This window comes from Priestia endophytica (assembly GCF_026790145.1).
GTDB classification, from domain to species: Bacteria; Bacillota; Bacilli; order Bacillales; family Bacillaceae_H; genus Bacillus_I; species Bacillus_I endophytica_A.
In genome coordinates this window covers 207550-220494 of the sequence record NZ_JALAMS010000003.1, presented here as the reverse complement: position 1 = coordinate 220494, position 12945 = coordinate 207550, and the positions used below count along the sequence as shown (strand labels likewise).

The following is a 12945-nucleotide window of genomic DNA, read 5'->3' as shown; positions in this document are numbered from 1 at the left end:
TTACTTTTATAAGATATCTTTATAATTGCTTTTAGCAGTATTTTACACAATGAAGGAAAATTAAATGCTCTACAAACATAAAATAAAAGCACTTTTTCAGTGCTTTTATTTTATTTTACCTTTATAGTGACATTTGATAATAGTTCACCACTATCACTGCTAATAGTGCCTACAATATCTACTGTGTCAGCCTTCTTATTATTTGTGGAAGAACCCAAAGTTAAAATCACTTTATTCCCCTCACCCTCTACTTTTACAGGATGACTTCCTTCAACAGAAAAATCCTCCTCTGTAATGGACGTTTTTTCAACAGATTTTGAGAAAGTTAATAAAACTTGTTCTTCATTTTCTGTTGCTTCATTAACTTCAAAATCTTCCTCTCCGCTCTCTCCTACTTCAAGAGCTCGATATACAAAAGAAGCAAACTGTGCTCGTGTAACTGCTTCACTTGGACGATACAAGCCATCATCAACTCGCGTTACTCCATTTTGAACAAGTGTTAGCACATATTTACGCATATTGCTTGGTATATAATCAAGATCTTGAAGATTATTAGGGTACGCAGTGTTCGGTTGTAAACTTAGTGCTTCAACTAATACTTTCGCCATTTGCTGTCTTGTAATTGGCTTATTAGGCATCATTTTACCGTTAGATCCTGTCATAATTCCTTTATGATAAAGCTCGCTTGCAGCTAAAACAAGTTCTTGATCTTTATAGTCAGCTGGAACATCGCTGAATACAGATTCTTTCTTGCCTTCTCCATCAAGAAGACGAGAGAATATTTTCGCTACTTGCCCTCTTGTAATCTCTTGATATGGTCGATATGTTCCATCAGAAAATCCTTTAATAATGCCTCTCTCTGTTAAAGAAGTAATAGCTTCAGTATGATCAGAATCTTCTGAAATATCTTTAAATGAAGACGCATGTGCAACAGGAGCAACAATGCTTGCTACTACAGCTGCTGAAAGAGTTCCAACCAGAATTTTACGCGAAGTCTTTCCCATTAAAAAACCTCCATCTCTTTTTCTAGTTTCTAAAAAAATTGTCATATTATTGAATATACTCTCTTATCCTATCATAATTTGTTTCTTTCCTACATCCTCTTTTCTAACTAGAAAACAAAAAGTCGCCAAAAGGCGACTTTTATTAGAGAGTAAAGTAATTTTCCGTAAAGTATGGGACTCCTTCATTATTTATTGAAACACCAACTCCTAAATACGTCCAACGTTGATCAAGAATATTTGTACGATGACTTTTAGAATTCATTAATGCTTCATGGGCAAAGATGCTGTTTTGCTGTCCCATAGCTATATTTTCTCCTGCAATAGAATAGTCTATATGATCTTCTGCGATTCGATCAAAAGGTGTTTTGCCACTTTGGTTTTTATGACCAAAATAATCATTGTCAGCCATATCTAAACTATGATGCTGAGCTGTTTTAGCTATTTGGTCATTCCATACAAGAGGAAGAAGGCCATGTTTTACTCTTGTAGCATTAATAAGATCGAACATTTGCCATTTGAATCCTTCCTCTAACATTTGAGATGGATTACCATAGTAGCCTTCCTTTTCTTCTTCAGCACGTTTTGTAATGACTTGAACAGCCGTTACTTTTTGGCCATCTAGATTATCATAGAAAAATGTTACATAATATCCATCTAGCTCATACGTATCATATTCTTCATCTTCAACAGAATAGTTACTTCCATTTTTCTGGATAGTTTCAAGTGGAGAACCATATGCCTCTCGCACTTCATCAACAGTAGAGCCTGACTTTATCCCTTTGGTTGTTTTGAATACATCTTGGTTTGTATAAAGGGCAGCGACTTTTTCATCTTGATAACCAACCATAAAGAAATGATTGTAATTTTGATGATATGTGTTCCACTCTATTCCATAATCATTTGACGATTTTCTAATGGGGTCTCCGAGTTTTTGAAGAACAGATTCTTTGTTTTCTCCAATGAATATAGAATGAATTGTCACTAATGGCTTATTGTCTTGTTTTTCTACCTTCATGTCTTTATTAGAAGAAACTGTATTTACTTTCCCATTATCTATTTTATTTTTATCTTGCTGTACTTCTGTTGTCCCTTTATCTATTACCTTATCTTCGTTCGAAATACTTTCTTTCTTTTCGTTAACCTCTCCCACACCATCTACTCTGTTATTAGTAGTTGCTGCTTCTGTTTGGGGTCCAATTATATTGTCAACGGCTGCTGCATACTCTGTTAACTTCATATTTGAAAGATCATTCTCTGAAAAAGGAGTCATATTGAATAAAAAGAAAAGGGCAACACTTGCACCAAATAATTTATTCATACTCTAGACACTTCCTTTATTAAAGGGAAATATCCCTATCCCTTAAAAAACTTCTCTATGTGTTAACGTACAACACATACAAAAAGTTACACTGTATTAAACATTCTCCTTATTTCATCACAAAACAGTCTTTCTACTGTCATACAATATAAAAAAGCTGCTAGAAAGATCTAGCAGCTTTTTATGACTACTGAAACAGTAGCTTTAGGTTGTGAAAACCTCGATTGGTAGACTTAATAGTAGTATGAAAAGAAAAAGATATCAACCAGTAATTTAAACCATATATACACAAATATAAGTCATTAGACCCTGTATAATCTCGCAATACAGTCTTAATTAATTATTTTAATTCCAAATATAAACTTTAAGATTATAAAAAGGTTCTTTATACTCACATATTTTCCAATATAATATTTTAAAGGTATAATAATACATAAATTCTAAAATATATGAAATGAATTACAGATAAAAATTGAGTATAATAAAAATTGATAAGATTTTGGTTGGTAAACCATACTTTTGCTCATCTACTCGTATAGATGGGCCTTTTTTATGTCCAAAAACTCACATTCTTTCATTTACTTCATTTTATTCCTCTCCTATTATTAAGAAGTACCTCTATATTAAAGGAGCAACAACATGAAAACTAAATATATATGTTCGCTAATTGTATTGTTTTCTTTTATTTTTTCCTTTTCTACCACTATTAATGCTTCCTCTCTTCTCTACTTTCAAACTGAGCGGGAAGCTAAAGCTTTTCTTGTTAAATATCCTGATGCGAAACAAAGTAACAATGTTGTCAAAACAAATCTCTCCAAATCAGAGATTCAAATGCTAAAAAAACAAGGGACTATCTTATTTTATGAAAGTGAAAAAAAGAAAGAAGTAAGTGCTGAAACTCCTTCTCTTGTTGATGAACAATGGGGGCTAAAGCTTATTCATGTACCATCAAACTTACGGAAAAACAATAATCTCCTTTTAGACAAAGAAATCCAAGATGTTAATGAAGGAACATCTATAAAATATACAGGACAAACCTTTAAGACAGCTAACAAAGAAACGAAGCTAAAGATAGCATGGGAAAATCAAAAATTATCCCGCTTAAGCATCACACTTGATCATGTTGAGAAAGATTGGTCTGTTAAAGTATATAATGATGGCTCTCTGATTAGTGAACAAAAAGCAGGGCTAAAAAGGGCTGATGTGCTTCTTCCGAAAAAGATAACATATGGAAACATGGTTGTAGTGCTTTCCTCATTTGCAGGATGGAATAAGACTCCATCTATAGAGAACATAACAGCTGTGAACAATGCAAGAATTGCAGTTATTGATTCGGGTATAAATCAACACGAGGATTTCTGCGATAATATCTTAACAAGCCAAGGAAGGAACTATATCTCTCCTTATGTTTGGCCTTCAGATAATCTTGGTCATGGCACTCATATTGTAGGAATCATTGGAGCTTGTGCTTACAATAATAAGGGAATAGATGGGGCTATATTAAATGGAGCTGTAGATATTATTCCATTTAAAGTTCTTGATGATTTCGGGAATGGAAGTGACTTTGAAATTAGTCAAGCTATTGAAGATGCCATAAAGAAAGATGTTGATGTTATTAACCTTAGTCTTGCTGGTAGTGGTGAAACTACTATATTACGTGAATCGATTCAAAATGCTCTTTCTCATGATATTGCTGTTGTAGCTGCAGCTGGAAATCAAAACAAAGATATTAGCACCATTTTCCCCGCTTCGTATCCTGGGGTAATTGCTGTTACAGGAATCACAAAAACTGGAGCACCAATAGAAAACAGCAATAAAGGATGGGAAATTGATATAAGTGCTCCAGGAGAGAATATTTACAGTACATATGGCTTGAACGAGTACAAATCATACAGCGGTACTTCTGTTGCAACTCCCTTTGTAAGCAGTGCTGCTGCATTAATTAGAACAGTAAACCCAGACCTAGACTGGCTTTTAGTAAGAGACAAGCTTCTCTCATCAGCAGAGAATTTTTCAACAACCTACGGACTTCTAAATGTTGAAAAGGCTATTAATATGCCAACTTCGTCAGAAAAAGCGGAATTTCTTAATATAAAGAACGGACAATCTCTAACAGAATCTAAAAGTATCGCTATAGCTTTTACTTCTAATCTTATAAACAAAAAACTTCTTATCACGAAAAATGGAGACATTATAAAGCAACAAAACATCACATCGCAGCTTCTTGATATTACTCTTCCCTTCTTAGATGACGGACTTCCTAACAGCGTAGGGTTATTCGTTGTAGACGAAGAAGGTACAATCTTAACTAAAAATAAACGAACATTAACTTCTCGAGAAAAAAAGATGATTCCACAAGATTTAGATGGAGCAGTATGGGCGAAAAAGGAAATTCAAACAGGTCTTGAACAAGGATGGATTAGAGGATATGATAATGGATTTTTCAAGCCAAATGATTCTCTCACAAGAAGGCATGGTGTTATGATGATCTCTCGTTTTCTTTCATTAGAACCTAAATCAATCGACACCCCGTTTAATGATGTCGTTCTAGAACAAAGCGGAGGACTCGCTGTTCTAAGCGCCTATCAGCATGGTGTTGTAAGAGGTTATGGTCATGAATTCAAGCCAGAAAACACCCTTACAAGAGCCCAGATGGCCCTTATTCTAGATCGCTCGCTGTCTTTGTCAGAGAAAAGCACATTTACCTTTGAAGATGTCCCTTCTTCAAGTTTTTGCTTTGATGCAGTGAGTCGTTTAACAGAAGCTGGCATCATTACGAAACAAGACAAATTTAGACCATATGAACCGATTACACGTGCCCAATTTTCGGCTATGTTATATCGTGTTTCAAAACTGTAAAAGAGAAGACTTCATCGTCTTCTCTTTTCCTTATATTTTTTTAGTAATATCATTCATCTTTTTAATAGGAAAGAGAAAGATTTTACCAAAAATATGTATTTTTATGCTAATATATTGAATTAAGAGAATATTCTTTTATATCATTTTTAAGGTTCTTCTAAAGATTAATACCTCCTTTATGAAAGGTGTGATCACCAATGGATAAAGTATTAATTATTGTTCCTGCTTATAACGAGGAAGAAGCAATTTCAAATACGCTCTATTCATTACTCCATCTTAAGAACGAGCATCCCAGCTTAGACATTTGTGTTATTAATGACGGTTCCAAAGATCAAACTTCAAAGATTGTAAAACGCTTCAAAGACGTTATACTCATTGATCTTCCCTACAATCTTGGAATTGGAGGAGCTGTTCAAACTGGTTATCAATATGCATATCGTCATAACTACGATATTGCGATTCAGTTTGATGCAGATGGACAACACGATGCAGATTCACTTCAAAGACTTATCCATCCCCTTCAAAAAGATGAAGCAGATATGGTTGTAGGCTCAAGATTTCTGAAAAAGACGGACTATAAAGGCGCTTTTTCAAGAAGAGTTGGGATTTATTACTTTACTTTGTTGCTTCGGTCACTAGCTGGACAAACATTCACAGACCCTACTTCAGGCTATCGAGCTATTAACCACAAGGTCATCAAAATATTTGCTAATACGTACCCAAAGGACTATCCAGAACCAGAGGTATTAATCCACCTCTCTCGTAAAGGACTTCGCATTCAAGAAATTACGGTTAATATGACGAATCGTCAAGGAGGACAATCCTCTATTACTCCTTTTAAATCTATTTATTACATGTTCAAAGTAACGCTATCTATTGTTATTCAACGAATTGTAAAGGAGTGACATCATGAAAATCACCATTATCTCTCTCATTATTGTAATTGGAATTTTTATATTTGTTATTGAGTCTGTAAGAAGAGGGATTCTTGAAACAAAGTACTCAATCATTTGGATTTTAACATGCTTAGGAATTGGTATTTTGAGTGCCAACTCTTCCCTTATCAATAAGATTGCTGATGTGCTTAACGTATACTATGCTCCATCAATCCTTTTTTTGTTTGGAATGCTTTTTCTTATTATTGTGATCTTTGACTTAACCCGAAGAATTTCTAAAATGAATCAGCAGCTTGTTACATTAACACAAGAATATGCCATCTTAAAACAAAAATATGAAGAAAAAGGACAACACCAACAGTGATTTATATTCTAATACTCTTAAATATTCTAATGCTCGTAACAGGACAAATTCTCTGGAAAGTAGCTGTAGCTAACGTTGATGCTTGGACTTTGCAAAAAGTTATTTCCGTTCTTCTTTCTCCATTCTTTATTGGTGGAGGGATTCTTTACGTTTTAGCTACTGGCTTATGGCTTGTTATCTTATCAAAGCTCCCTTTAAGCATAGCTTATCCCTTTCAAAGCATAAGCTATGTACTTGGAGCTATCGCTGCTTTTCTTATTTTCAAAGAAACCGTTACACCTCAACAATGGTTTGGTATTTTTGTCATTATTATAGGCGTTTATTTCATAGCCCGATAATATTATCCAGTGAAACTTTGGAGGAAAATTTAACATGATGAAACTTGTAAAATTTCACACAGCTTTTCTACTACTACTTCTTCTCTATTTAGTTTTTAACCTTTTCCTTCTGTTCACACATCCAGGCCTTGTGTTTAACAGGCCTGATATTTTTGGAGAACCGATTTCTACGTACGGTTCACGAGATGCTTCCCTGTACGCAAAAATGGCTTGGCAACTTATTCATGAAGGATTTTACGGATACAACGCAACTGTTTCAAATGCTTATGTAACATATGGGCAACCTCTTTATCTTGTAGCTATCTTTAAAGTTGCAGAACTTTTTAATACAAATCATATTATGCTCTATCGATTATCCAATATGATATTAAACATTGGTGCCTTCATCCTTATTTATGTAATTGCTCAAAAACTTTTTCACCGTCGTGTCGTTAGCTTTATTGCGGCTTTCTTATTTGCAATACATCCAGCTCCAACTCACTACTTTCAAACAGCGCTAACAGAAACACCAACAATCTTTTTATTTCTACTAACAACCTTTATCTTTATTATTGCCCTTCAAAAAGGAGAATACCGCTATCATATTTTATTTGGAATTGTGGCTTCTATTCTTCTGATGTTTAGAGCTTCACCAGCCCTCCTACTTTGGCTCGCATGGGGTATTGTTGTATATCGAAATGGATTTAAAAAAGGGGTTAGGATTGGTTTAATATGGTGTATTGGGCCTATTCTAGTTATGGCCCCATGGGCGATTCGAAACTATCTAATGTTTGATCATATGTATCTTTTTTCATCACATGGTTCAAACCCACTCATTGCTGGAACTAATCCTTTTTATCTTGATGATTTTTCCCTATACGTACAGCAAGCAAAAGAGCTTGGAATGAGCACTGAAGAATTTTCCTTACATAAAATTCTAACTGGTCTACGAGATAATTTTCCACTTTACTTCTCATGGCTTACAATTGGAAAAACAACGTGGCTTTTTGTCGATCAAGCAGGGAACCCTGATGGACTCGGTGCATATGCTCACCTTTTACCAAACTGGATTGAAAAGCTTTCTAAATATCAAAACTTGCTCACAGTTGCAGCCGGCTTTCTTTTTGCACTCATTTACTGTAAAAGAAAACCTGTCTTGTGCTTAGTTCTCTCTATTGTTATTTATATTTGTTTCTCTAATGTCTTCCTTACTCTTCCACGATATGGATTACTTATTTATCCTTTTCTCTGTATGCTAACTGGCTATGGACTCGTAGACATGGGAACGAAAGTGATTAAACATCTAAAAGAGCGAAAAGTAAAAATGAAAGAAACATCTGCTAAATATTAAAAAAAACGTGTAGAGAAGCTTCTCTACACGTTTTTTGCTACATCTTGTGGAGGCGATGATTTTTCTTTTTGACTTTTAGCTTTCTTACTTTCAACAAACAAACTAAATCCATAACTTCCTATAATAATGAAAGATGGGATAATGAAGAAACGGTAACGTGTTTGAATTTCAATAAGAAAGTGAATAAAAACATATCCAATAACAAGCAATAAAAATAGGGATTGATTCATATTACTCTTTCGAATAAGACTGTATAATAAGCCAAGAATACTACCAATAGCAATTGTCATGTACATGATTCGTTCACCAACATAAAAAATGTTATGAATAAATGATTGCCCTTGATAGCCAACACTCCACTTGATTGATGCATCTAAATCTCCCCACATTTTTTCGGATTTATTCCACATCAAATCAACCACAGCATCTTTATCTTCTAATCTTTCTTTAATAAGCTCTTTTTCAGCTTCTGTTCGCTCTTTTCCTAGCGTATATTGAGTCATAAAATTACTGTCTTCTGTTGAATACTGGCCAACTGTCTCATGGTTAAATCCAAGCACAAACTTCCACATTGGGTTGCGGTTTGATAACGGATAATCTGTTACGCCAGCTGTCATAAAGGCAAAACTTACGCCATAATGAAGAAGATAAAAAACAGCAACGATCCCTATAAGTTTCTTAGCCACTGTCTTTTTTCGATCTTTCTTACTGCTTATAAACTGTAAGAACATATAGCAAAATAATGCAACTAAAATAAATGCTCCAAGCGGACGCATAATATCTCCAAGTGAAAGAAGAATCCCAATAAAGAACCAACTGCCTTTGTGGTCTACTCCATTTTTCACAAGTAAATAAAATCCAGCATAAAATAAGATAATTGCAATATATTGATTTGTTAATACAGAGGTCATAAAGATACTTGGCAAGTATAATGAATAAAAGACACCTGCTACTCTACCTGCAGCCTCATTAAAAACATGCGTACCAATTTTATAAACCAAAAAGACGGTTCCAACTCCATATACGACATTTAGAAGTTTAAGTACAAATGCTCCTCCATCAAAAATGGATAAAACAAGAGCTTGATACATTGTAAAACCAATTTGGTATACCCATGATAAGAAGTATGGCGTTTGACTAAATGAGAAGTCTCCCTTACTCGCATCCACAGCAGCTGTATACAACACATTAAAATCAGATTGAATTGGTGTGTCTACAACAAGAATCCATATAAAGCGCAGTAAAAAAGCAACGCTTAACATTACAATTAAAAATGTCTTCTGACTTAACTTTTTTACATAGGAAGAAATTAAAAAGATAATCAACCCATAGATAATAATGCCCATTGCTATCACTAGAGTAGCTGTACTACTTGAAAAATTTAACTGTCCTACTTTTAGAAATTGAGATGTTGCTTCCCATGAAAAAACAAAGATGGCTCCAAAAATAACTAAAGTAAGTAGAACGAGAAATTTGTTAAAAAGACCACTAACAGCATTCATATTGAAATTCGACATATCGTATATACTCCTTACTTAATTGCTTGAAGCGCTATACACTTCATAAATAAAAAAGTTCACTTTCAACGCTTGTACTGTCTTAAGTGAACTTTTTAATTCTACTTTTCAATATGGTTAATTATACTGTATTCCGTTTTTGAAAACTAGATAGAAAAGGCTTAGTCTTCTCTAATGTCCGTACACTTTACAGGAGAAAAAGCCCTCTTCTTTCTATCGGCTTCTTCTTCCTCTACTCTACTGCTCTCTCTTCTTTATTCTTAAAAATAAAGTACTTACTTGCTATATAATTAACAAAAATAACAACAATGTTTGCTAAAATTTTAGCAATAATATCATCGATGGAAAGCCAGCTAACACATATAATCATAATAGAAAGATCTAATACGTATGAAAGTCCTCTAAAAAAGAAAAATGAGAGAAGTTCTCTAAACATAATACTAGTAGTAAGAGTTTTGCTCTTAAATACATAAAGCTTGTTTGTGACAAAAGCAAATAGAACAGATACAATCCAAGCAACCGTTGTGGCCCATCTATAGTCTACAGAGAAGCCCTTTGTAAGTAAAATATATAAAGCAATGTTCACTACTGTTGTGAGCACTCCAAAAACAAGATAACTAATCATCTCTTTTGTTCGGCTGTTCATCCTTAAATCCCCTTAGATTCATAATGACGTTCTTTTTTCTCAAACATCACTTTCTCATTGTTATATTCATCAACAAAATAAAGTGGACGACGTTTCATCTCAGTGAATATTTTTCCTAAATACTCTCCAATAATCCCTAAAGAAATAAGCTGAATTCCTCCTAGGAATAACATGACTGTCATAAGGGACGGATAGCCTTGAACCATTTCCCCAACAACCAAGGTCTTTATAATAATAAAAATCATGTATATAAATGCACAAAGTGAAATAGTAAAGCCAAAGTAAGTTGATAAGCGAAGCGGAGCTGTTGTAAAAGACGTAATACCTTCAATGGCTAGATCCATAAGCTTTTTATAATTCCATTTTGTCTCACCAGCCGCTCTTGGATTACGGTCAAATAAAATTTCCTTCTTATTATAACCGATCCAGCTGAACATCCCTTTTGTATAACGCTGTGTTTCACGTAGTGTACGAAGAGCCTCGATACAACGACGATCAAGCAAACGAAAATCTCCTGTGTTTTCTTGAACAGGAATCTTGGTGATTTTTTGAAGCACGCGGTAGAATGTTTTAGCTGTCCACTTTTTCATCCACGTTTCTCCTGCTCTGCTTCTTCGTTTTGCAAAAACGTCATCATAACCTTGCTCCCAATATTTAATCATCTCAGGAATAAGTTCTGGCGGATCTTGAAGGTCAGCATCAATAATAATAACCGCATCCCCTTTAGCATAATCAAATCCTGCCATCATACCAATTTCTTTTCCGAAGTTTCTCGATAAATCAACATATGAAATGCGATGATCTGTTTCACGCATTTCTTTAATAATTTCTAACGTTCTATCTTTACTTCCATCATTGATAAACAAAAGTTCAAAATCATAGTTTGGAATAGCTTCAATCACAAACGTCAACTTCTCATATAGCTGCTCCAACACATCTTCTTCATTATAAGCTGGAATCATAATTGAAATAGTCTTCAATGATTTTTCTCCTTTCTATTAAACCTATTTTGGTGCCTCTCTATACAAAAATAGTCTATCCAACAAAAAAGTTCACTTGCGTCTAAAAATAGAGCGAAAGTGAACTGAATTCTAAATTTTCTGTCACTTAATTATAACTTATCTTGTTTTTTTTCACTAGTAAGACAGTGAAAGTCATTCATAGTTTAAGATTGCTTCTTATCCTCCCTTTCTCTCCCTATCACTTAACAATTTAGTATGATAAAAGAGTGTAACGAATCCTAATGAAGCGATGATAGCTAGTGTTGGGTTGATAAAAAAACGATACTTAGTTTGTACTTCAACGAGAAGATGAACAAGAACATAGCCAAGAATAAGAATAAGAAAAAAAGCTTTCTTTTTGTCTATCTCTGCTCGAAGGGAAAGGAGTAAATAGGCTATCCCTCCAAAGAGTAAAAGAAGGAACATCATTCGTTCTGAGGCATAGAGTACTTTATGAATGTCTTGAGCAGATTCCTTTTGATGACCCATGCTCCAGAAAATAGACTCATCTCGTATTCCCCACATGTTGTTAAACTTCTTCCAAAGTAAAACAGCCACCTCACTCTTATCTTCTAAGCGCTCTTTAATAAGCTCCTTTTCCACCTCATTACGTTCTGTACCTAATGAATAACGAGCAACATATTCTGCATCCTCTACTGAATATTGACCTTCTGTTTCGTGATTAAATCCAAGAACAAATTTCCAGAGTGGATTGCGGTTAGAAAGCGGATATTCTGTAATTCCCCATGCAATGAAAGAAGCACTTATAAGGTAGTGAACAAAGTAAAATACCACAAATATCCCAATAAACTTTTTTACTACTCTTTCTTTATGTATCCTACCCTTCTTGAGAAAAGCTAAAAACATGTAGCAAGAAACAGCAAGTAAAATAAATGTCCCGAGCGGCCTCATGATATCTCCTAAAGCTAATAAAGCACCAATAAAGATCCAGCTCCATTTATGATTAATGCCGTTCTTAATAAGAAGATAGAAAGCCCAGTAAAAGAAAAAGATAGCAATGTACTGATTTGTTAAAACAGAGGTCATTACAATAGCTGGGACGTAAAAGGCATAAAAGATTCCCGCTATTCTCCCTGCAAGTTTATTAAATAGAAGCGAGGCAATCTTATAGGTAAAGAAAACTGTGCCTACTCCATATAACACATTAAAAAACTTGATACTAGATGTTCCTTCACCAAATAAGGAAAGCAAAAACGATTCATATGCCGTAAACCCAAGTTGATATGGCCAAGAATAGAAATATTCTCGCTGAATTGGTGACCAATCACCATAAAAAATTCCAACTGCGCCATTATACATAGCTCTAAAGTCTGTTGCAGGTGGTGTATTAATAGTTAAGATCCATACAAGACGTACTGAAAAAGCTAAAGCTATAAGCAAAAATAAAAAAGTACGATTCTCTAGCTTCCTGATATAGTAACTTACTAAAAATACCAGTCCTCCTAATATAATAAGAAGAAACAATACAAGAACAAAGGCGCCTAAATTTGAAAATTTCAATTGTTCCTCAATATATTGTTGTTCTGTTCTCCACGAAAAATAAAACATAAGTCCCAAAAAAGAAAGTGTCATTATTATTAAAAGCTTATGTAATACCTTATTTAATCCATTAATCAATGCTACCTTCACCTTCATCCACTAGTCCTTTTGT

The 12945-nt window shown here is 34.2% G+C and carries 11 protein-coding genes; 5 read left to right on the top strand and 6 right to left on the bottom strand.

Going from position 1 to position 12945, the window contains the following annotated elements:
- Nucleotides 1-110: 110 nt before the first annotated feature.
- Together MOC86_RS05275 and MOC86_RS05270 are read right to left on the bottom strand one after the other, a co-directional pair.
- Nucleotides 111-1004, bottom strand: a complete 894-nt coding sequence (locus MOC86_RS05275; protein WP_268583122.1) for an S-layer homology domain-containing protein — start codon at nucleotides 1002-1004, stop codon at nucleotides 111-113.
- A gap of 142 nt (nucleotides 1005-1146) precedes the next feature.
- Nucleotides 1147-2322: a CAP domain-containing protein gene (locus MOC86_RS05270; protein ID WP_268583121.1), complete on the bottom strand. Its 1176-nt coding sequence runs from the start codon at nucleotides 2320-2322 to the stop codon at nucleotides 1147-1149.
- Nucleotides 2323-2961: 639 nt separating this feature from the next.
- Between MOC86_RS05270 and MOC86_RS05265 the strand changes: the two genes are divergently transcribed.
- The 5 genes from MOC86_RS05265 (at nucleotide 2962) to MOC86_RS05245 (ending at nucleotide 8109) form a co-directional block, all read left to right on the top strand.
- Entirely contained in the window at nucleotides 2962-5181 is a 2220-nt protein-coding gene (locus MOC86_RS05265; RefSeq protein WP_268583120.1) for a S8 family peptidase, read from the top strand.
- 197 nt (nucleotides 5182-5378) lie between these two features.
- The gene (locus tag MOC86_RS05260; protein WP_268583119.1) at nucleotides 5379-6086 is read left to right on the top strand and encodes a glycosyltransferase family 2 protein; all 708 of its coding nucleotides are present in this window, start codon (nucleotides 5379-5381) and stop codon (nucleotides 6084-6086) included.
- 4 nt (nucleotides 6087-6090) lie between these two features.
- Nucleotides 6091-6441: a DUF2304 domain-containing protein gene (locus tag MOC86_RS05255; protein WP_019394847.1), complete on the top strand. Its 351-nt coding sequence runs from the start codon at nucleotides 6091-6093 to the stop codon at nucleotides 6439-6441.
- Nucleotides 6438-6779 (top strand): EamA family transporter, encoded by a 342-nt coding sequence (locus MOC86_RS05250; protein WP_268583118.1) that lies wholly within the window; start codon nucleotides 6438-6440, stop codon nucleotides 6777-6779. The genes MOC86_RS05255 and MOC86_RS05250 overlap by 4 nt, the downstream gene beginning before the upstream one ends.
- A gap of 34 nt (nucleotides 6780-6813) precedes the next feature.
- Nucleotides 6814-8109, top strand: a complete 1296-nt coding sequence (locus MOC86_RS05245) for an ArnT family glycosyltransferase (RefSeq protein ID WP_268583117.1) — start codon at nucleotides 6814-6816, stop codon at nucleotides 8107-8109.
- Between the two features lie 23 nt (nucleotides 8110-8132).
- Here the strand turns inward: MOC86_RS05245 and MOC86_RS05240 are convergent, their stop codons facing one another.
- The 4 genes from MOC86_RS05240 to MOC86_RS05225 all read right to left on the bottom strand — a co-directional run bounded on the left by MOC86_RS05240 (nucleotide 8133) and on the right by MOC86_RS05225 (nucleotide 12911).
- Nucleotides 8133-9626, bottom strand: a complete 1494-nt coding sequence (locus MOC86_RS05240) for an ArnT family glycosyltransferase (protein WP_268583116.1) — start codon at nucleotides 9624-9626, stop codon at nucleotides 8133-8135.
- Between the two features lie 232 nt (nucleotides 9627-9858).
- Complete coding sequence (locus MOC86_RS05235) at nucleotides 9859-10272, bottom strand: GtrA family protein (protein WP_268583115.1); 414 nt, start codon at nucleotides 10270-10272, stop codon at nucleotides 9859-9861.
- Nucleotides 10273-10274: 2 nt separating this feature from the next.
- On the bottom strand, nucleotides 10275-11252 hold the full coding sequence (locus tag MOC86_RS05230) for a glycosyltransferase family 2 protein (RefSeq protein WP_268583114.1): 978 nt from the start codon (nucleotides 11250-11252) through the stop codon (nucleotides 10275-10277).
- A 198-nt stretch (nucleotides 11253-11450) separates the two neighbouring features.
- Nucleotides 11451-12911 carry an ArnT family glycosyltransferase gene (locus MOC86_RS05225; RefSeq protein ID WP_268583112.1) on the bottom strand — a complete coding sequence of 487 codons (1461 nt, stop codon included), beginning with the start codon at nucleotides 12909-12911 and terminating at the stop codon, nucleotides 11451-11453.
- Nucleotides 12912-12945: the final 34 nt, after the last annotated feature.